A 20158-nucleotide genomic window follows, 5' to 3' on the forward strand; every position below is an offset into this window, starting at 1 on the left:
TCAGTTCTCCAGTACATCCAGCAGGCCGAGGGGCAGAGGTACATCCATCACGCGGTCGAACAGCCAGTAGAGCAGCAGGCTCATGGCGCCCACCACGACCAGGCTGTGCAGCCAACGCCCGCCATACAGGCGTGCCATAGGCACGCCGACGAGCACGGCGCTGAGGATGAAGCCGAGCGACTCGAACGTGCTGGCGAACACGATCAGCAGGCCGATGCAGGCGCCGATCTTGACCAGGGTTTCGCGGTCCAGCGGTGGCTCGTCGTCCTTGTGCACGATGGGTGTTGGGCGAAAGGCCAGATAGAGCAGTGCCACGCCCATCAGGCCGAGCATCAGCAGGGGGTAGGCGCGTGGGCCTACAGGTTCGTAGGAAAACGCGGCCTGATACGGCCAGGCCATCACAGCCAGGACCGCGCACACCGCCAGCAGTGCCAGGGCGAAAATGCGTTGCAGGATCATGAAGGAATCCTCGGTAATGTTCGGGACGACGCGCACCCTGTGGGAGCGGGTTTACCCGCGAAAGCGCCAGTCGTCACAGCAGCGACGTCTGATCTGACGCATTCGCGGGTGAACCCGCTCCCACAAGGACGTGCAGCGTTCTTGTTACTGAATCAGGCCGAATTCCCGGGCCAGGGCCTTGTAGTCGGCGACCTGCTTCTTCACGTAGGTGTCCAGCTCCTGCCCGGTCATGGCGAACGGGAACAGCTCGCGCTGGTCACGCAGCTTGGCGAAGTCCTCGGAGGCCAGCAGCTTGTCGAACGAGGCTTTCCACCAGGCGTAGTCCTCGTCGCTGACCTTTGGCCCCAGGTAGAAGCCACGTACCACCGGCCAGACGATGTCGTAGCCTTGTTCCTTGGCGGTGGGGATGTCTTTCATTTCCGGCTCGTCCAGGCGGTTTTCGGAGAACACCGCGAGGATGCGCATGTTGCCGCTCTGGATGTGCGGCATGGAGTCCGAGATGTCGGTGGAGCCGACCTGGATATGCCCGCCGAGCAGGGCCGTGGCGATTTCACCGCCGCCTTCCAGGGCCACGTAGCGAAGGTCGCGCGGGTTGATGCCGGCAGCCTTGGCGATCAGGGCGGTCTGCATCCAGTCCTGGCTACCGACGGTGCCGCCGGAGCCGATGACCACTTTGCTCGGGTCTTTCTTCAGCGCTGCGACCAGATCATCGAGGGTCTTGTAGGGCGAATCGCTCTTCACGGCAATGGCGCCATAGCTGGTGCCGACGGCTGCCAGCCATTTCACGGCGTTCTCGTCGAAGCGCCCGAACTTGCCCTGGGCCAAGTTGAGCAGGGAGCCGCTGGACCAGGCCACCAAGGTACCGGCATCGGCCGGGCGCTGGGCGACCACGGCGTTGTAGGCCACCGCGCCGACGCCGCCGGGCATGTAGGTCACGCGCATGGGCTTGGAGAGGATCTTCTCGTTGACCAGGGCGCTTTGCACCAGTTTGCAGGTCAGGTCGAAGCCGCCACCGGGCGAGGCGGGGGCGATGCATTCGGGGCGTTTCGGTTCAGCGGCCAGGGCGTTGCCAGCCAGCAGCAGGCAACCGGTAGCCAGGACGAGGCGGCGCAGTGAAAAGGTCATCGTCTATCTCCGTGAGCGTTGTTGTTATGGGTTACCACAGAGCCACGCTGTAGCTCACCAGCAGCCTGACTTCGTCGGCGTCGCGGGCGAAGTTGGAGCGGAAGGTGGCGTTGCGCAGGCGAACGGCGACGTCCTTCAACGGGCCGCTTTGTACCACGTACTTGAACTCGGTGTTGCGTTCCCACTCCTTGCCCTCGCCACCGTCGGCACGGCTGACGTTGTCACCGCTGATGTAGCGGGTCATGAAGGTCAGACCGGGGATGCCCAGGGCAGCGAAGTTGTAGTCGTAGCGTGCTTGCCAGGAGCGCTCGTCGGCGCCGGCGAAGTCGTTGATCTGGACGAAGTTGACCAGGTACGGGTCGGCGCCATCGACATAGGGGAAGGCGCTGTCGCCGGACAGGTGCTGGTAGGCAGCGCTGACCTTGTGGCCGCCCAAGGCATAGCTGAGCATGCCGTTGACGGTGGTGTTGTCGATGTTGCCGGCCTTGGCCTGGCCCGCATCGTCACTCACTGCCAGGCGCAGGTCGGCACCGAAGGTGCCCGGGCCCCACGGCTGGGTGGCGACCATGCCGATGAAATGCTGACGGTAGATGTCGTCGAGTTCGGCGAAGTGGTAGCTGCCGGTGATGCGGTCGGTGAACTGGTAATCCAGCCCGGCCAGGTCGAAGTTGTCGGCGCTGAAGGTGCCGCCGAAACGGCCGTTCTTGTTGTTGAGGGCGAGGTCTTCCCAGTTGGTGTCGTTGCGGTCCTTGGCTTTTTCCAGGCGCCCGCCGGTGAACGTCAGGCCCTTGAGCTCCTTGGAGGTGAGCAGGCCGCCCTCGAAGGTCTGCGGCAGGATACGCCCGTCGTTGGGCTGCAGGGTCGGCAGTTCCGGGATCAGGGTACCGACCTTGAGCTCTGTGTTGGAGACCTTGATCTTGCCGGTCAGGCCGAGCTTGGAGTATTCGTCGGCGGCCTTGCCGTCATCATGGGTCGGCAGCAGGCCGGTGTCGGTGCGGTCTGGGCTGGAGTCGAGCTTGATGCCGAGCATGCCCAGCGCGTCCAGGCCGAACCCTACGGTGCCGTCGGTGTAGCCGGACTCGAAGTTGAGCATGAAGCCCTGGGCCCATTCGTCGCGCTTGGACTGCTGGTCGCTGGTGCCATCGCGAAAGTCACGGTTGAAGTACATGTTGCGGGTTTCGAAGGTGGCCGTGCTGTCTTCGAAGAAGGCGGCCTGGCTCAGCGGGGCGACACCGGCTAGCGCAAGGGCGCTGGCGATGGCGGACGGGCGTGCGGACAGGGAACGGGTAGGCGCGAACGCCTGCGGCTGCGTGGACAGCATCGTCGGGAGACTCCGTTTATTGTTCTTATCGGGCGCACCTTGCTGGTGCTTTTTTTCGGCGCGCGGGGCGACCGTGGTGCGATGCTAGGTAATGAACCTTTCGCTAACCTTTCAGAGTGAAAGGTTTGCCGCGAGGGCTTCACAGGCCCCCCGACGGCGGTACACTCCGCGCCAAAGCCCCACCCGAGCAGGGAGAATCCGATGCGAGTGTTGCTGGTCGAAGACCACCTGCAACTGGCCGAAAGCGTGGCCCTGGCCCTCAAAAGCCAAGGTCTGACCGTGGATGTGCTGCACGATGGCGTGGCCGCCGACCTGGCCCTGGCCAGCGAGGACTATGCGGTGGCAGTGCTCGATGTCGGCCTGCCGCGCATGGACGGCTTCGAAGTGCTGGCGCGCCTGCGTGGCCGTGGCAAGACGCTGCCGGTGCTGATGCTCACCGCGCGCAGCGACGTCAAGGATCGGGTCCATGGCCTGAACCTGGGCGCCGATGACTACCTGGCCAAACCCTTCGAGCTGACCGAGCTGGAAGCGCGGGTCAAGGCACTGCTGCGCCGCAGCGTGCTCGGCGGCGAGCGCCAGCAGCGGTGCGGGCCGCTGGTCTATGATCTGGACACCCGCCGCTTCACCCTGGGTGACGACGCCCTGACTCTGACCCAGCGCGAGCAAAGCGTGCTCGAAGCCCTGATCGCCCGCCCGGGCCGAGTGATGAGCAAGGAGCAACTGGCGGCCCAGGTATTTGGCCTGGACGAAGAGGCCAGCCCCGATGCCATCGAGATCTACATCCATCGGCTACGCAAGAAGCTCGATGGCCATCCAGTGGCTATCGTCACGTTCCGCGGCCTGGGTTATTTGCTCGAGCACCGCGATGCGTGACAACGGCAGCCTGCGTGGGCGTTTGCTGGGCAATTTGGCGCTGCTGTTGGTGGTGCTGATGCTCGCCAGCGGCCTGAGCGCCTACTGGAACGGCCGCGAGGCCGCCGACACCGCCTACGATCGCACGCTGTTGGCCTCGGCACGGACCATCGCTGCGGGCCTGTCGCAGCGCGACGGGACCCTGAGCGCGGATGTGCCCTACGTGGCCCTGGATACCTTTGCCTACGACAGCGCCGGGCGTATCTACTACCAAGTGCTGGATATTCATCAGCGGCTGATTTCCGGCTACGAGAACCTCCCGCCTCCGCCGCCGGGCACCCCGCGCACCGACGACTATCCGGCCTTGGCGCGTTTCTACAACGCCACCTACCAGGGCCAGGATGTGCGCGTGGTCAGCTTGCTCAAGCCGGTCAGCGAACCGAACATGAACGGCATGGCCGAAATCCGCGTGGCCGAGACCGAGGAGGCGCGGGTGCGCATGGCCCGGGGTCTGATGACCGATACCTTGCTGCGCCTGGGCATGCTGGCGCTGGGGGCGCTCATGATGGTCTGGTTCGCCGTGAGCGCAGCCCTGCGACCGCTGGAGCGGCTGCGCACGGCGGTCGAAGAGCGCCAGCCTGATGACTTGCGTTCCCTGCCGGTGGTTCAGGTACAGCGAGAACTCGGGCCCTTGGTGCGCGCCTTGAACCACTTCACCGAGCGGCTGCGCGGACAGTTCGAGCGCCAGGCGCAGTTCATCGCCGACGCCGCCCATGAGTTGCGCACGCCGTTGGCCGCGCTCAAGGCGCGGCTCGAGCTGGGCTTGCGCTCCCAGGAGCCGGAGCAGTGGCGACAAACCCTCGAAGCCGCTACTCAAGGGACCGACCGTCTGACTCACCTGGCCAACCAGTTGTTGTCCCTGGCGCGGGTGGAAAATGGAGCCCGGGCGATTGCCGAAGGGGGGGCCCAGCGCTTGGACCTGTGCCAACTGACGCGTGAGCTCGGCATGGCCATGGCGCCCCTGGCCCATGCCCGGGGCGTGGCCCTGGCGCTGGAGGCCGAGGCGCCGGTATGGCTCAAAGGCGAGCCGACCCTGCTCAACGAGCTGCTCAGCAACCTGGTGGACAATGCCCTGGCCCATACGCCCAAGGGCGGCAACGTGATCCTGCGCGTGATGGCCCCGGCCATGCTCGAAGTGGAGGATGACGGGCCGGGTATTCCCGAGTCTGAGCGCGAGCGCGTGTTCGAGCGCTTCTATCGACGCAGCGCCCAGGGCACAGGCCTGGGGCTGGCGATCGTCGGCGAAATCTGCCGCGCGCACCTGGCGCAGATCAGTCTGCATGATGGCGAGAAGGGTGGGTTGCGCGTGCGGGTGAGTTTTATCGCCGATTGAGTGCGCCTCTCAGGGCTGGCACATCGCTGTTCTAGAGGGGGCTGTGGGAACACCTGTCCTGTGTTGCCTGCGCCGGCCTATTCGCGGGTAAACCCGCTCCCACGGGGTTGGCGGTGATCCTTTTGGGGCGGGTGTTTTGCTTAGCGCAGCATGCTGCGGGCATCGAGCAGGTCGGCGACATCCAGCTCGGTCCCGTAGGGCAGCCCGAGGTGCTGGTAGGCCGGCAAGGCCGCCAGGGGGCGGCTGCGGGTCCGGTGGCTGAGGTGGCGGGCGACCTGCACGATGTCGATGTAGTCGATGCTGTCGGTGCGTCGATCCAGGTCCTGCACTTGGCTGGGCAGGTTGACCAGTTGCTCGGGAAACTCCCAGGCCTTGAGAATCTTGTCGCCCAGCACCGGCTGGATCTGCTCGATCACATAGTGCAAGCACACCGGGTCCGAAAGCAGTTCGTTGTGCTCTTCGGCGTAGATCAGCACCGGCAGTGCACCGATCTGGTAGACCAGGCCCCCCAGGGTGGCCTGGTCCGGCTTGAGCTGGGTGTAGCGGCGGCACAATTCATAGCTGATTCCCGCCACTTCAAGGCTGTTGGCCCAGATATCACGCAGTTTTTGTTCAACGGCCGGTGAGCGGGCGTGGAAGATCTGCTCGATTACCAGACCGATCGCCAAGTTGCAGCTGTAGTTGATACCCAGGCGGGTGATGGCGGTGTGCAGGTCGGTGACCTCCACTGCCGCACGCAACAACGGGCTGTTGACCACTTTGATCAGGCGCGCCGAGAGGGCGGCGTCGCGGCCGATCACCTTGCTCAAGGCGGCGACGCTGATCTCGCTATCTTCCGCGGCCTCGCGGATGCTCAAGGCAACTTCCGGAAGGGTCGGCAGGACCAGGTCGTCCTTGTCGATGGCTGCGAGCAATTGTGCTTGAACCGTCTCGGCCAGCTTGTTCATCTAACTTCTCTACCGCAGTGGTGGTGCGGCCCCGCAGGGCGGCGGGGCAGGCTGGTCAGCGCAGGATTTCCCGGTCGCGGTCCAGTTCGTAGGGCAGGTCCAGCAGTGTCAGGTGCGGGCCTTCGAGGCTACCCAGGTGCAGGTTGTCGTCTGCCACGGCTTCGGCACTGAGCACTGCGAGCAGTTCGCAGCCGTCACCTGTACTGGCGGCGATGACCACTTCGCCCACCGACGAGCCGTGGGTGGGCGAGAAGACCTCGGCGCCAGGGGCGGGCACGTCCTGCTGGGCCAGGGCCAGTCGGTACTGACGGCGCTTGAGCTTACCCAGGTATTGCATGCGCGCGACGATCTCTTGGCCGGTGTAGCAGCCTTTCTTGAAGCTCACGCCATCGACCGCCTGCAGATTGATCATCTGCGGGATGAACAGCTCACGGGTAGGGCCCATGACCTGGCCGATGCCGGCACGGATCTGGCCCAGCAGCCAGTCGTTGAGGCTGCCTTCGGCCAGATGGGCGGCCAGGGTCTGGCGTACGGTGTCTGCCTGCGCGGCAGGAGCCCAGAGCTCCACGCGGCCGGTGCTGACGCCAATCGCGATCAGGCCGTCGTGGCGTACCGTGGCGCCGGCTTCGGCCGGCGTGGTCAAGCCCAGCGCTTTAAGCGCGGCATCGCCTTGCGTCAGGCCGAAGCGGACCCAGGCGGCGCTCTCATCGGTCAAGGTGGCCTTGGAGAAGACCGCGTACTTCTTGAGGTCGGCCAGTTGCGCGTCGAGCAGCTCACTGGCCATGGCCAGCAGGTAGCCGTTGCCTTCCGGGAGAATGCGGAAGCTCGACTGCATGCGGCCCTTGACCATGCACCGGGCGCCGAGGCTCGCGTGCTCCTGGCTGAGGTAGTTGATGTTGCAGGTCAGCTGGCCTTGCAGGAACTTGCCGGCATCGGAGCCGCGGACGGCGAGGATGCCCTCGTGGGACAGGGGACAGAAGAAAGCGGAATCGGCCATGGGTCATCGCGGTTGCTTGAGACTGGCGGCCATCATAGAACGCCGGTAACAAAATAGGTAGGTGACTAGACCAACGCCTTGTGCCCCCGCGAGCGCCCCGCTGTATACTGGCGGCCCATTCGAGGAGGGCCCCATGGTCGAACAAACTGAACTCAACCGGCTTTTCTGGCACAGCCGCCGCGGCATGCTGGAACTGGACGTACTGCTGGTGCCATTCACCCAGGAGGTCTATCCCACCCTGAGCGAAGCGGACCGCGAGCTGTACCGTCGCCTGCTGACCTGCGAAGACCAGGACATGTTCGGCTGGTTCATGGAGCGCACCGAGTCCGAGGACCCTGAGCTGCAACGCATGGTTCGCATCATCCTGGACCGTGTCCAGCCCAAGTGAGCATTTCGAGTGCCGCTGGCAAGGCTCGCGCCTGCTGCTGGCGGCATACCTGACCTGCCAGGTGCTTGCGCTCTGGGCCATGATCGTGAGCACGCAGCCCTGGTGGTTGAGCGTTCCCCTCGTCCTTGCTTGCCTTGCCCACGCTTGCTGGGCCATTCCCCGTCGTATCCTGCTGACCCATCCCGAGGCCATCACCGGTCTGCGTCGTGATGCGACCGGCTGGCGGCTGTTCAGCCGTGCCAGAGGGTGGCAGCAGGTGAGGTTGTGTCGGGATAGCGTGGCGTTGCCAAGTCTGGTTGTGCTGCGCTTCGTCAGGCCAGGGCGCTGGTTTGGCGAGAGCCAGTGCGTACCGCGGGATGCCCTGGATGCCGATCAGCATCGGCGCCTGCGCGTGAGATTGAAGTTCAGCCGCAGGCGCTGGGCAGAGGTTTCGGCGCAATAGCCCGCTCCCACAGGCGTCGCATGGTTCTGTGGGAGCGGGTTTACCCGCGAACAGGACACCGCGTCAGTTCAGACCGGGCTGAGGATGGTGTCCTTGGCCTCGGGCAGCATTCCCGGGTAATCCAGGGTGTAATGCAGTCCGCGGCTTTCCTTGCGCTGCATCGCCGAGCGGATCATCAGTTCCGCGACCTGGGCCAGGTTGCGAAGTTCGATCAGGTCGCGGCTGACCTTGTAGTTGCTGTAGAACTCGTCGATCTCGTCGAGCAGCAGGCGCACGCGATGCTCGGCTCGCTGCAGGCGTTTGCTGGTGCGCACGATACCGACGTAGTCCCACATGAAGCGCCGCAGTTCGTCCCAGTTGTGCGCAATGATCACATCCTCGTCCGAGTCGGTGACCTGGCTTGCGTCCCAGCAGGGCAGGGCGGTCGGAGCCTGCACTTCGTCCAGGTGCGCCTCGATGTCGGCGGCAGCGGCACGGCCATAGACGAAGCATTCGAGCAACGAATTGCTGGCCATGCGGTTGGCGCCGTGCAGGCCGGTGAAGCTGGTCTCGCCGATGGCGTACAGGCCGGGCACATCGGTATGGCCGCGATCATCGACCATCACGCCGCCGCAGGTGTAATGGGCGGCCGGGACCACCGGAATCGCCTGGCGGGTGATGTCGATACCGAAGGCCAGGCAGCGCTCGTAGACGGTGGGGAAGTGGTTCTTGATGAAATCGGCTGGCTTGTGGCTGATGTCCAGATAGACACAGTCCACGCCCAGACGCTTCATTTCGTGGTCGATGGCGCGGGCGACGATATCCCGGGGCGCGAGCTCCTCGCGGGGGTCGAAGCGCGGCATGAAGCGTTCGCCATTGGGCAGGCGCAGTAGGGCGCCTTCGCCGCGCAGGGCCTCGGTGATCAGGAAACTCTTGGCCTGTGGGTGGTACAGGCACGTGGGATGGAACTGGTTGAATTCCAGGTTGGCCACTCGACAGCCGGCGCGCCAGGCCATGGCGATACCATCGCCGCAGGCTCCGTCGGGGTTGCTGGTATAGAGGTAGACCTTGGCCGCGCCGCCGGTGGCCAGCACGGTGAAGCGCGCACCGAAGGTGTCGACTTCGCCGGTATTGCGATCCAGCACATAGGCGCCCAGGCAACGCTCGCCCGACAGGCCCAGGCGACGCTCGGTGATCAGGTCGACCGCCACGCGCTGCTCCAGCAGCTCGATGTTCGGCCGCTGGCGTGCTTGGTTCAGCAAGGCGGTGAAGATCGCCGCGCCCGTTGCATCGGCGGCGTGGATGATGCGTCGGTGGCTGTGACCACCTTCACGGGTCAGGTGGAACTCGAAGCCGCCGTCATCGACGCTGTAATGCTCGTCGCGGGTGAAGGGCACCCCTTGTTCGATCAACCACTCGATGGCTTCGCGGCTGTGCTCGACGGTGAAGCGTACGGCATCTTCATGGCACAGGCCGCCGCCGGCATTGAGCGTGTCCTCGACATGGGACTGGACGGTATCGGTGTTGTCCAGGACCGCGGCAACGCCGCCCTGGGCCCAGAAGGTCGAACCATTGGCCAGGTCGCCCTTGCTCAGCACGGCGATGCGCAAGTGACTTGGAAGGTTCAGTGCCAGGCTGAGGCCAGCGGCGCCGCTGCCGATCACCAGGACATCGTGTTGGAATTGTTGGCTCATGTCTTGACACTAGTAATCTTGGGAAGGGGAGCGGCACAATAGTCATGCGCAGATGGCATTGTGAAACTATCGTTAAGCCTGTCCGGCTGCCTTTATAGCAGCCACAGGTGTCTGATTTCCAATGGCATCTGCACCGGTGTGGTGATCTTTATGGGAACTTTCCGATACTCGTGGAAATCCTAAGAAGGCTGCCCGCACGCCACCAAATGCCACGGCGACGTATGGCGGTAGCTCTTTCGGGCTGACACCTGCGTATTCGAGATCAGATTATCGACGCAGCCGGCCGTGACCGCGCTGCGTCTTTCGTGCGAGCCGACCAAGGGCCGCAGGAAACTTGCTTGGAGGGGAGAACTTTTGCGCAAAGGCCGAGTCTATGGTTGCAAGCCTGAACGATGGCTGTTGCAACGCTCCTTCGAGACCACTGAGGAGTGTTCATGCTAACCCAGGAAGAGGATCAGCAGCTTGTCGAGCGCGTGCAGCGCGGTGACAGGCGAGCGTTCGATCTGTTGGTGCTGAAGTATCAGCACAAGATTCTCGGGTTGATCGTGCGGTTCGTACACGACACCCACGAGGCCCAGGATGTGGCGCAGGAGGCTTTCATCAAGGCCTACCGGGCGCTGGGAAATTTTCGCGGTGACAGTGCTTTCTATACCTGGCTGTACCGCATCGCCATCAATACGGCGAAGAACTACCTGGTGTCCCGCGGAAGACGGCCACCAGACAGTGATGTGAGCTCCGAGGATGCGGAGTTTTACGACGGCGATCATGGCCTCAAGGATCTCGAGTCTCCAGAGCGCGCGTTGTTGCGGGATGAAATCGAAGGCACCGTCCATCGCACCATCCAGCAACTGCCCGAGGACCTGCGCACGGCATTGACCCTACGTGAGTTCGACGGACTGAGTTACGAAGACATTGCCAGTGTCATGCAATGTCCGGTAGGTACCGTGCGCTCTCGAATTTTCCGCGCTCGGGAGGCCATTGATAAAGCCCTGCAGCCTTTGTTGCAGGAAACCTGAGACAGCGGCGACAGCCAAGAGAGGAACCGCCATGAGTCGTGAAGCTTTGCAGGAATCGCTGTCCGCGGTGATGGATAACGAAGCGGACGAACTTGAACTGCGTCGCGTGTTGAACGCCGTCGACGATCCTGAAACCCGTGCCACCTGGTCCCGCTATCAGGTAGCGCGTGCAGCGATGCACAACGAACTGGTACTGCCCAAGCTCGATATCGCCTCGGCGGTTTCCGCAGCGCTGGCCGACGAAGCCGTACCTGCCAAGGTCAAGCAAGGCCCATGGCGCACCATTGGTCGCCTGGCTGTAGCCGCCTCGGTGACCGTTGCCGTGCTGGCTGGCGTGCGCCTGTACAACCAGGACGAAATCACCGGTGCCGAACTCGCTGCCCAGCAACCTGTTCAGCAAGGCCTGAGCGTGCCACAAGCACAGGGCCCCGCCGTTTTGGCAGGCTATAGTGAGAGCAGTGAACAACCGACCGGGCCGATGGCCAACGGCGTGCTGCAGAACCAAGCCGGCTGGGATCAGCGTCTGCCAGGGTATCTGCGCCAGCATGCCCAGGAATCTGCGCTCAAGGGTACTGAGACCGCTCTGCCCTATGCACGCGCCGCCAGCCTGGAAAACCGTTAAGTAAGGAGGATCATGCGCGCGCTACCTCTCCTGACGCTTCTGCTTGGCAGTTGCATGATGGTGCCGGCATTGGCGGCTAACTCCTCGCCTGAGGCGAGCGAGTGGCTGAACAAGCTGGCACAGGCCGAGCGAGAACAGAGTTACCAGGGTTCCTTCGTCTACGAACGCAATGGCAGCTTCTCCTCACACGATATCTGGCACCGCGTCCAGGACGGCAAGGTCAGCGAGCGTTTGTTGCAGCTCGATGGGGCGACCCAGGAAATCGTGCGGGTCGATGGCAAGGTCCAATGCGTCAGTGGCTCCCTGGTCAGCCGCGTAGGCGCCCCGCCGGACTCCGCGCCCCGTGTGCTCGATCCTCTCAAACTGATGAGCTGGTACGATCTGAGCGTTGCAGGCAAGTCTCGGGTTGCCGGGCGCGATGCCGTGATCGTGACGCTCACGCCGCGAGACCAGCACCGCTACGCCTTCGAACTGCACTTGGATCGCCGCACTGGCCTGCCCCTGCGCTCGTTGATGATCAACGACAAGGGCCAGTTGCTCGAGCGCTTCCAGATGACCCGCCTGGATACCGACGATCTACCCAGCGATGAAGATCTGCTCGCCAGTGCTTCGTGCAAGCCGGTCGAGCGTGTCGCCGCCGCGCATTCCGACGCCGCCTCTGCCTGGCGTTCGGACTGGTTGCCGCCAGGCTTCGAACTGATCAACAGCTCCGTGCGCCGTGACCCGGTGCGTGACAGCATGGTCAGCAGCCTCATGTACGATGATGGCCTGGCACGCTTCTCGGTGTTCCTCGAGCCAGTCAGCGACGATGCCGGGCCGGATACCCGTGCGCAGTTGGGGCCTACCGTCGCCGTGTCGCGTCGTCTCAACACGCCCAAGGGCAAGGTCATGGTCACCGTGGTTGGCGAGATTCCACTGGGAACCGCCGAGCGTGTCGCCCTGTCCATGCGGGCCCAGGACGCCCAGGCGCGTCAGTGATAGCGCGCCTTCCTACGTCTCGTAGGGCATGTGTCTGACATGAAATTAAAGCATTGTCATTTGCAATCCCTTCGTAAATTTTCTATAGGTCAGGCTTCTCGGGGTCTGGCCTTTCTTGCTTGTGCAAAGGCCTCACTTTGTTAACTACGCTCGTTGTGACGGGAGCCGTATGTCAATACCACGCTTGAAATCCTACCTATCGATGTTCGCCGCCGTGCTGATGCTTGGCCAGGTGCTCACCGCCCAGGCCGAGGAAGCCCTGCCGGACTTCACCACCCTGGTCGAGCAGGCCTCGCCTGCCGTGGTGAACATCAGCACCAAGCAGAAGCTGCCGGACCGCCGTGTCGCCGCCGGGCAGATGCCGGACCTGGAAGGCCTGCCGCCGATGTTCCGCGAGTTCTTCGAGCGCAACATGCCGCAAGCGCCGCGCTCGCCCCGTGGCGACCGTCAACGGGAAGCCCAGTCACTCGGTTCTGGCTTCATCATCTCCAGCGATGGTTATGTACTGACCAACAACCATGTGGTCGCCGACGCCGATGAGATCATCGTGCGTCTGTCCGACCGCAGCGAGCTGCAGGCCAAGCTGGTCGGTACCGATCCGCGTACAGACGTGGCCTTGCTCAAGGTCGAAGGCAAGAACCTGCCGACCGTCAAGCTCGGCGACTCCGAAAAGCTCAAGGTCGGCGAATGGGTGCTGGCAATCGGATCGCCGTTCGGCTTCGACCATTCGGTGACCAAGGGCATTGTCAGCGCCAAGGGGCGGACCCTGCCCAACGACACCTATGTGCCGTTCATCCAGACCGACGTGGCGATCAACCCGGGTAACTCCGGAGGCCCGCTGTTCAACATGAAAGGCGAGGTGGTAGGCATTAACTCGCAGATCTTCACCCGTTCCGGTGGCTTCATGGGCCTGTCGTTCGCCATCCCGATCGATGTGGCGCTGGATGTTTCCAACCAGTTGAAGAAGGACGGCAAGGTCAGCCGCGGCTGGCTTGGCGTGGTGATCCAGGAGGTCAACAAGGACCTGGCTGAATCCTTCGGCCTGGACAAACCAGCCGGTGCCCTGGTCGCCCAGGTGCTCGAGGACGGCCCGGCAGCCAAGGGCGGCCTGCAGGTGGGTGACGTGATCCTGAGCATGAACGGCCAGCCGATCATCATGTCGGCCGACCTGCCGCACCTGGTCGGCAGCCTCAAGGATGGCGACAAGGCCCGTCTGGAGATCATCCGCAACGGCAAGCGCCAAAACCTGGACATCACCATCGGCGCGCTGCCCGAGGATGATGCGGACATCGGTACCGGCGGTGGGTCTGGCGCGGAGCGCAACAGCAATCGCCTGGGCGTTTCCGTGGCTGACCTGACCGCCGAGCAGAAAAAGTCCCTGGAGCTCAAGGGCGGCGTGGTCATCAAGGAGGTCCAGGATGGTCCGGCGGCATTGATCGGCCTGCGTCCGGGCGATGTCATCAGTCACCTGAACAACCAGGCGATCGCTTCGGCTAAGCAGTTCACCGAAATTGCCAAGGATTTGCCGAAGAATCGTTCGGTGTCCATGCGTGTGCTGCGTCAGGGCCGAGCCAGCTTCATTACCTTCAAGTTGGCGGAATAATCTGCGCATTGCATAGGAAAGGGCAGCTTCGGCTGCCCTTTTTCATGAAATATTCCTCCGTCGACACTTGCCCAGGGGGGCGGGCAGCCCGGATGCGCGCAATTCGGGGCTCCCAAAGGGCCGCGCCCGTTACCATGTCGCTTGATCTGGAATCTCCCATATCCCTGCGGCTTAAGGTACAATTCCCGGCTATTTTTCGGCGGGCGTCCGGCTCGCAGCCTTTTCGAGTGTTGACCCGTGAGTGATTTGAGTCATATCCGCAATTTCTCCATCATCGCCCACATCGACCATGGCAAGTCGACGCTGGCCGACCGTTTCATCCAGATGTGCGGTGGCCTGTCGGCACGCGAAATGGAAGCCCAGGTCCTCGACTCCATGGACCTGGAGCGTGAGCGCGGGATCACCATCAAGGCCCACAGCGTCACGCTGAGCTACAAGGCCCAGGACGGCAAGGTCTACCAGCTGAACTTCATCGATACCCCCGGCCACGTCGACTTCACCTATGAAGTCAGCCGTTCCCTGGCCGCGTGCGAAGGCGCGCTGCTGGTCGTGGACGCCGGTCAAGGTGTCGAAGCCCAGTCCGTGGCCAACTGCTACACCGCCATCGAGCAGGGCCTGGAGGTCATGCCGGTCCTGAACAAGATGGACCTGCCCCAGGCCGACCCGGACCGCGTCAAGGACGAGATCGAGAAAATCATCGGCATCGACGCCACCGACGCCGTGGCGTGCAGCGCCAAGAGCGGCATGGGCGTCGATGAGGTCCTCGAGCGTCTGGTGCAGACCATCCCAGCCCCGGAAGGCGAGCTCGATGCGCCTTTGCAGGCACTGATCATCGACTCCTGGTTCGACAACTACCTGGGCGTCGTCTCCTTGGTCCGCGTGCGTCACGGCCGGGTCAAGAAGGGTGACAAGATCCTGGTCAAGTCGACTGGCAAGGTGCACCTGGTCGACAGCGTCGGTGTCTTTACCCCGAAACACACCCAGACCGCCGACCTCAAGGCGGGCGAGGTGGGCTTCATCATCGCCAGCATCAAAGACATTCACGGTGCACCGGTCGGTGACACCCTGACCCTGTCCTCGACCCCTGAGGTCGAAGTGCTGCCAGGCTTCAAGAAGATCCAGCCGCAGGTTTATGCCGGCCTGTTCCCCGTCAGTTCCGACGATTTCGAAGATTTCCGCGACGCGCTGTCGAAGTTGACCCTGAACGACTCCTCTCTGCAATACCTGCCGGAAAGCTCCGACGCCCTGGGCTTCGGCTTCCGTTGCGGCTTCCTCGGCATGTTGCACATGGAGATCATCCAGGAGCGCCTGGAGCGCGAATACGACCTGGACCTGATCACCACCGCGCCGAGCGTGATCTACGAGCTCGTGCTCAAGACCGGCGAGACCATCTACGTCGACAACCCATCCAAGCTACCGGATGTTTCGGCGGTTCAGGACTTCCGTGAGCCGATCGTCACCGCGACCATCCTCGTGCCTCAGGAGCACCTGGGTAACGTCATCACCCTGTGCATCGAGAAGCGTGGCGTGCAGCGCGACATGCAGTTCCTCGGCAGCCAGGTGCAGGTGCGCTACGACCTGCCGATGAACGAAGTGGTGCTGGACTTCTTCGATAAACTCAAGTCCACCAGCCGCGGTTACGCTTCGCTGGACTATCATTTCGATCGCTACCAGTCGGCCAACCTGGTCAAGCTGGACGTGCTGATCAACGGCGACAAGGTAGACGCCCTGGCGCTGATCGTTCACCGCGACAATGCCCACTACAAGGGTCGTGCGCTGACTGAGAAGATGAAGGAACTGATCCCTCGGCAGATGTTCGATGTGGCGATCCAGGCAGCCATCGGTGGCCAGATCGTCGCTCGTACTACCGTCAAGGCGCTCAGAAAGAACGTACTGGCCAAGTGCTACGGCGGTGACGTAAGCCGTAAGAAGAAGCTGCTGGAGAAGCAGAAGGCCGGTAAGAAACGCATGAAGCAGGTCGGCAACGTGGAGATCCCACAGGAAGCCTTCCTCGCCGTGCTCAGGTTGGATAGCTAGGTCCTATGTCGCTAAATTTCCCGCTGTTGCTAGTCATCGCCGTAGCTGTCTGCGGCCTGTTGGGCTTGATCGACCTGCTGTTCCTGGCTCCGCGCCGGCGAGCGGCGGTCGCCAACTACCAGGGCAGCGTCAGCCAGCCCGAGATGGCAGTGCTCGAGCGCCTGAACAAGGAGCCGTTGCTCGTCGAGTACGGCAAGTCGTTCTTCCCGGTGCTGTTCATCGTGCTGGTGTTGCGTTCGTTCCTGGTCGAGCCGTTCCAGATCCCATCGGGATCGATGAAACCGACTCTGGAAGTGGGCGATTTCATCTTGGTGAACAAGTTCTCCTACGGTATTCGCCTGCCGGTGATCGACAAGAAAGTCATCGAGGTGGGTGACCCGCAGCGCGGCGACGTGATGGTGTTCCGCTACCCAAGCGACCCGAATGTCAACTACATCAAGCGTGTGGTCGGTCTGCCGGGCGATCAGGTGCGCTACACCAGCGACAAGCGTCTGTACGTCAACGGTCAGTTGGTCGCCGAGCAGTTGGTCGGTACCGAGCCAGGCACCCTGGGCAGTGCCCAGCTGTACAAGGAAAAACTCGGCGAGGCCGAGCACCTGATCCGCAAGGAAATGAGCCGCTATCGCATGCCGCCGGACCAGCAATGGACCGTTCCGGCTGGCCATTACTTCATGATGGGTGACAACCGCGACAACTCCAACGACAGCCGCTACTGGGACGATCCGAACATTCCGAAGGAACTGCACGGTATGGTTCCGGATCGCAACATTGTCGGCAAGGCCTTCGCGGTCTGGATGAGCTGGCCGGAGCCCAAGCTCAGCCACTTCCCCAACCTGTCGCGGGTTGGCCTGATCCATTGATACCCAACGGCGCTGTCTGACAGACAGCGCCGAATGCATTTCTGACATAGGCTGTGTTCTCAGGGATCGAGAGATTCCGCCGCCCACAAGGTGGTGGGCCACAGCCAAACAGTCTTTCAGGATGTTGATTTGAACAACGCGTTGAACAATCCACGGGTGGCCCCATGAGTGCTTCCCTCGCGCGCCTGGAGCGCAAGCTCGGCTATACCTTCAAGAACCAGGACCAGATGCTCCTGGCCCTGACCCATCGCAGCTATGCCGGGCGCAACAACGAGCGCCTGGAGTTTCTGGGCGATGCCATCCTCAACTTCGTGGCCGGCGAAGCGCTGTTCGAGCGTTTTCCGCAGGCCCGCGAAGGCCAGCTCTCGCGCCTGCGCGCCCGGCTGGTCAAAGGCGAGACCCTGGCCCGCCTGGCCCGGGGCTTCGATCTGGGCGAATACCTGCGCTTGGGCTCGGGTGAGCTCAAGAGCGGCGGCTTCCGGCGGGAGTCGATCCTGGCCGATGCCCTCGAAGCGCTGATCGGGGCGATCTACCTGGACGCCGACATGGAGACCGCACGCGAGCGCATCCTGGCCTGGCTGGCCGGTGAGTTCGATGGGCTGACCCTGGTCGACACCAACAAAGACCCCAAGACCCGTCTGCAGGAGTTCCTGCAGTCGCGTGCCTGCGAACTGCCACGCTATGAAGTGGTGGACATCCAGGGCGAACCGCACTGCCGTACCTTCTTCGTCGAATGCGAGGTGGTGCTGCTGAACAACAAGAGCCGTGGCCAGGGCGTGAGCCGGCGTATCGCCGAGCAGGTCGCCGCTGCCGCTGCATTGATCGCCCTTGGCGTGGAGAATGGCAATGACTGAGAACACTTCGACCCGTTGCGGCTATGTCGCGATCGTCGGTCGTCCCAACGTGGGCAAGTCCACGCTGCTCAACCACATCCTCGGCCAAAAGCTGGCGATCACCTCGCGCAAGCCGCAGACCACCCGGCACAACATGCTCGGTATCAAGACCGAGGGCGACGTGCAGGCGATCTACGTCGACACGCCCGGTATGCACAAGGCCAACGACAAGGCCTTGAACCGCTACATGAACCGCAACGCATCGGCCGCCCTGAAGGACGTCGATGTGGTCATCTTCGTGGTCGACCGGACCCGCTGGACCGACGAGGACCAACTGGTGCTCGAGCGTGTGCAGTACGTGAGCGGCCCGGTGATCCTGGCGGTCAACAAGACCGACCGCATGGACGAGAAAGCCGAGCTGATTCCGCACTTGCAGTGGCTGCAGCAGCAGTTGCCCAATGCCGAGATCGTGCCGATTTCCGCCCAGCAAGGACACAACCTCGAAGCCCTCGAGGCGTTGATCGCCAAGCACCTGCCCGAGAACGAGCATTTCTTCCCGGAAGACCAGATCACCGACCGCAGCAGCCGCTTCCTGGCCGCGGAGCTGGTGCGCGAAAAGATCATGCGCCAGCTCGGTGCGGAGCTTCCATACCAGATCACCGTGGAGATCGAGGAGTTCAAGCAGCAGGGCCATGTACTGCATATCCATGCGTTGATCCTGGTCGAGCGTGACGGTCAGAAGAAGATCATCATTGGCGACAAGGGCGAGCGCATCAAGCGCATCGGCTCGGACGCGCGCAAGGATATGGAAGTGCTGTTCGACGCCAAGGTCATGCTCAACCTGTGGGTCAAGGTCAAAGGCGGCTGGTCCGACGATGAGCGCGCCCTGCGCTCGCTGGGCTACGGCGACCTGTAACCTCTCCAGCCAACAGACAGCTGGCTCGTACCCTGTGGGAGCGGGTTCATCTTCGACTGTGACAGTGGATTCACTGATGCATTCGAAGGTGAGCCTGCTCCCACAGGCACATTCAACCCCCAGAGATTGCTGATGGAACAACCCGCCGGCCAGCCGGCCTACGTGCTTCACAGCCGTGCCTACAAGGAAACCAGCGCGCTGGTGGACTTCCTTACGCCCCAAGGCCGTGTACGTGCGGTGCTGCGCCGTGCCCGGGGCAAGGGCGGCAGTCTGGTCCGGCCGTTCGTGGAGCTGGAGGTGGAACTGCGTGGGCGAGGGGAGCTGAAGAACGTGGGTCGCCTGGACGGTGTCGGCATCGGCGGCTGGCTGCATGGCGATGCCTTGTTCAGCGGGCTGTACCTCAATGAGCTGCTGATGCGCCTGCTGCCTGCGGAGGCGCCGCATCCTGCGTTGTTCGAGCACTACACCTTGACGCTGCAGGCCCTGGCCGCCGGTCGGCCCCTGGAGCCGCTGCTGCGTGCCTTCGAGTGGCGCCTGTTGGACGAGTTGGGTTATGCCTTTGCCCTGACCCACGATATCAACGACGAGCCCATCGACACCCAAGGCCTGTATCGCCTGCAGGTCGATGCGGGCCTGGAGCGGGTTTACCTGGCGCAGCCTGGGTTGTTCACCGGGGCAGAGCTGCTGGCGCTGGCCGAGGCCGATTGGCAAGCCCCGGGTGCGTTGCTCGCTGCCAAGCGCCTGATGCGCCAGGCCCTGGCGGTGCACCTGGGGCCGAAGCCGCTGGTGAGTCGGGAACTGTTTCGCAAGCGTTGAGCACATCGTATGCTGTTGGGCTCAACTTTCAGGAGAGCCCTTTCGTGACTCACAGCAACCGCATGCTTCTTGGCGTCAACATCGACCACGTGGCGACCCTTCGCCAGGCCCGGGGCACCCGTTACCCAGACCCGGTCAAGGCCGCGCTGGATGCCGAGGAAGCGGGCGCCGACGGTATCACCGTGCACCTGCGCGAAGACCGCCGGCATATCCAGGAGCGCGACGTGCTGCTGCTCAAGGACGTGCTGCAGACCCGCATGAACTTCGAAATGGGCATCACCGAAGAAATGATGGCCTTCGCCGAGAAGATCCGCCCGGCGCATATCTGCCTGGTGCCTGAAACCCGCCAGGAACTGACGACCGAGGGTGGCCTGGACGTCGCCGGCCAGGAGGAGCGGATCAAGGCTGCGGTGGAGCGTCTGTCGCGCACAGGGGCTGAAGTGTCGCTGTTCATCGATCCGGACGCACGTCAGATCGAAGCCTCGCGCCGTGTCGGTGCCCCGGCGATCGAACTGCACACCGGCCGCTATGCCGATGCCGAAACCCCGACCGAGGTGGCCGAAGAGCTGCAGCGGATCATTGACGGCGTGGCCGTGGGGGTTGGGCAGGGGCTGATCGTCAATGCCGGCCATGGCCTGCACTACCACAACGTCGAGGCGGTGGCGGCGATCAAGGGTATCAACGAACTGAATATCGGCCATGCACTGGTGGCCCATGCGCTGTTCGTCGGTTTCAAGGCGGCGGTGGCCGAGATGAAGGCGCTGATCGTAGCGGCTTCTCGCTGATTTTCGCGCGGTTGGAGCGGCTTCTTCGCGGGTAAACCCGCACCCACAGGTGCTGCAGAACTCCCAATGGCAGCGCTATCGCTGTGGGAGTCGGT

Annotated in this window: 20 protein-coding genes; 14 read left to right on the forward strand and 6 right to left on the reverse strand. The window is 63.2% G+C overall.

Annotation, left to right across the window (positions count from 1 at the left end; all coding sequences use genetic code 11):
• The 3 genes from ABOA88_RS18420 to ABOA88_RS18430 form a co-directional block, all read right to left on the reverse strand.
• Positions 1-459, reverse strand: a complete 459-nt coding sequence (locus ABOA88_RS18420; protein ID WP_196169996.1) for a tripartite tricarboxylate transporter TctB family protein — start codon at positions 457-459, stop codon at positions 1-3.
• Between the two features lie 144 nt (positions 460-603).
• On the reverse strand, positions 604-1584 hold the full coding sequence (locus tag ABOA88_RS18425; RefSeq protein ID WP_196169997.1) for a Bug family tripartite tricarboxylate transporter substrate binding protein: 981 nt from the start codon (positions 1582-1584) through the stop codon (positions 604-606).
• A 31-nt stretch (positions 1585-1615) separates the two neighbouring features.
• Positions 1616-2905, reverse strand: coding sequence for an OprD family porin (locus tag ABOA88_RS18430; protein WP_196169998.1), 1290 nt, complete (start codon positions 2903-2905; stop codon positions 1616-1618).
• A 201-nt stretch (positions 2906-3106) separates the two neighbouring features.
• Here ABOA88_RS18430 and ABOA88_RS18435 point away from each other — a divergent pair, with 201 nt between their 5' ends.
• A complete protein-coding gene (locus ABOA88_RS18435) occupies positions 3107-3778 on the forward strand; it encodes a response regulator (RefSeq protein WP_196169999.1) in 672 nt (223 codons plus the stop codon).
• On the forward strand, positions 3771-5150 hold the full coding sequence (locus ABOA88_RS18440) for a sensor histidine kinase (protein ID WP_196170000.1): 1380 nt from the start codon (positions 3771-3773) through the stop codon (positions 5148-5150). The genes ABOA88_RS18435 and ABOA88_RS18440 overlap by 8 nt, the downstream gene beginning before the upstream one ends.
• A 140-nt stretch (positions 5151-5290) precedes the next feature.
• On the opposite strand, the gene ABOA88_RS18445 is transcribed toward ABOA88_RS18440, so the two are convergent.
• A complete protein-coding gene (locus tag ABOA88_RS18445; RefSeq protein WP_196170001.1) occupies positions 5291-6097 on the reverse strand; it encodes an HDOD domain-containing protein in 807 nt (268 codons plus the stop codon).
• A gap of 55 nt (positions 6098-6152) precedes the next feature.
• Positions 6153-7094 (reverse strand): CAF17-like 4Fe-4S cluster assembly/insertion protein YgfZ, encoded by a 942-nt coding sequence (gene ygfZ / locus ABOA88_RS18450; protein WP_196170002.1) that lies wholly within the window; start codon positions 7092-7094, stop codon positions 6153-6155.
• Positions 7095-7227: 133 nt separating this feature from the next.
• Between ygfZ and ABOA88_RS18455 the strand changes: the two genes are divergently transcribed.
• Positions 7228-7482, forward strand: a complete 255-nt coding sequence (locus ABOA88_RS18455; RefSeq protein WP_196170003.1) for an FAD assembly factor SdhE — start codon at positions 7228-7230, stop codon at positions 7480-7482.
• A complete protein-coding gene (locus ABOA88_RS18460) occupies positions 7466-7924 on the forward strand; it encodes a protein YgfX (RefSeq protein ID WP_367851949.1) in 459 nt (152 codons plus the stop codon). Before ABOA88_RS18455 ends, ABOA88_RS18460 begins: the two co-directional genes overlap by 17 nt.
• A gap of 68 nt (positions 7925-7992) precedes the next feature.
• On the opposite strand, the gene nadB is transcribed toward ABOA88_RS18460, so the two are convergent.
• Entirely contained in the window at positions 7993-9597 is a 1605-nt protein-coding gene (nadB, locus tag ABOA88_RS18465) for an L-aspartate oxidase (protein ID WP_196170005.1), read from the reverse strand.
• 434 nt (positions 9598-10031) lie between these two features.
• Between nadB and rpoE the strand changes: the two genes are divergently transcribed.
• The 10 genes from rpoE to pdxJ all read left to right on the forward strand — a co-directional run bounded on the left by rpoE (position 10032) and on the right by pdxJ (position 20063).
• Positions 10032-10613 (forward strand): RNA polymerase sigma factor RpoE, encoded by a 582-nt coding sequence (rpoE, locus tag ABOA88_RS18470; protein ID WP_010220971.1) that lies wholly within the window; start codon positions 10032-10034, stop codon positions 10611-10613.
• Positions 10614-10644: 31 nt separating this feature from the next.
• Complete coding sequence (locus ABOA88_RS18475; protein ID WP_043206465.1) at positions 10645-11235, forward strand: sigma-E factor negative regulatory protein; 591 nt, start codon at positions 10645-10647, stop codon at positions 11233-11235.
• 12 nt (positions 11236-11247) lie between these two features.
• Positions 11248-12213 (forward strand): MucB/RseB C-terminal domain-containing protein, encoded by a 966-nt coding sequence (locus ABOA88_RS18480; RefSeq protein ID WP_367851948.1) that lies wholly within the window; start codon positions 11248-11250, stop codon positions 12211-12213.
• Positions 12214-12415: 202 nt separating this feature from the next.
• Entirely contained in the window at positions 12416-13816 is a 1401-nt protein-coding gene (locus ABOA88_RS18485; RefSeq protein ID WP_419183388.1) for a DegQ family serine endoprotease, read from the forward strand.
• Positions 13817-14053: 237 nt separating this feature from the next.
• Positions 14054-15853 (forward strand): translation elongation factor 4, encoded by a 1800-nt coding sequence (lepA, locus tag ABOA88_RS18490; RefSeq protein ID WP_196170008.1) that lies wholly within the window; start codon positions 14054-14056, stop codon positions 15851-15853.
• A 5-nt stretch (positions 15854-15858) separates the two neighbouring features.
• Entirely contained in the window at positions 15859-16713 is an 855-nt protein-coding gene (gene lepB / locus ABOA88_RS18495; protein ID WP_196170009.1) for a signal peptidase I, read from the forward strand.
• 164 nt (positions 16714-16877) lie between these two features.
• A complete protein-coding gene (gene rnc, locus ABOA88_RS18500) occupies positions 16878-17567 on the forward strand; it encodes a ribonuclease III (protein ID WP_043206471.1) in 690 nt (229 codons plus the stop codon).
• Positions 17560-18462 (forward strand): GTPase Era, encoded by a 903-nt coding sequence (gene era, locus ABOA88_RS18505; RefSeq protein WP_043206472.1) that lies wholly within the window; start codon positions 17560-17562, stop codon positions 18460-18462. The genes rnc and era overlap by 8 nt, the downstream gene beginning before the upstream one ends.
• Before the next feature lie 132 nt (positions 18463-18594).
• Positions 18595-19278, forward strand: a complete 684-nt coding sequence (recO, locus tag ABOA88_RS18510) for a DNA repair protein RecO (RefSeq protein WP_070574906.1) — start codon at positions 18595-18597, stop codon at positions 19276-19278.
• Positions 19279-19340: 62 nt separating this feature from the next.
• The gene (pdxJ, locus tag ABOA88_RS18515) at positions 19341-20063 is read left to right on the forward strand and encodes a pyridoxine 5'-phosphate synthase (RefSeq protein ID WP_437437104.1); all 723 of its coding nucleotides are present in this window, start codon (positions 19341-19343) and stop codon (positions 20061-20063) included.
• Positions 20064-20158 lie beyond the last annotated feature (95 nt).

The organism is Pseudomonas sp. PKS (assembly GCF_051913525.1).
In the GTDB taxonomy this organism is placed as follows: domain Bacteria; phylum Pseudomonadota; class Gammaproteobacteria; order Pseudomonadales; family Pseudomonadaceae; genus Aquipseudomonas; species Aquipseudomonas guariconensis_D.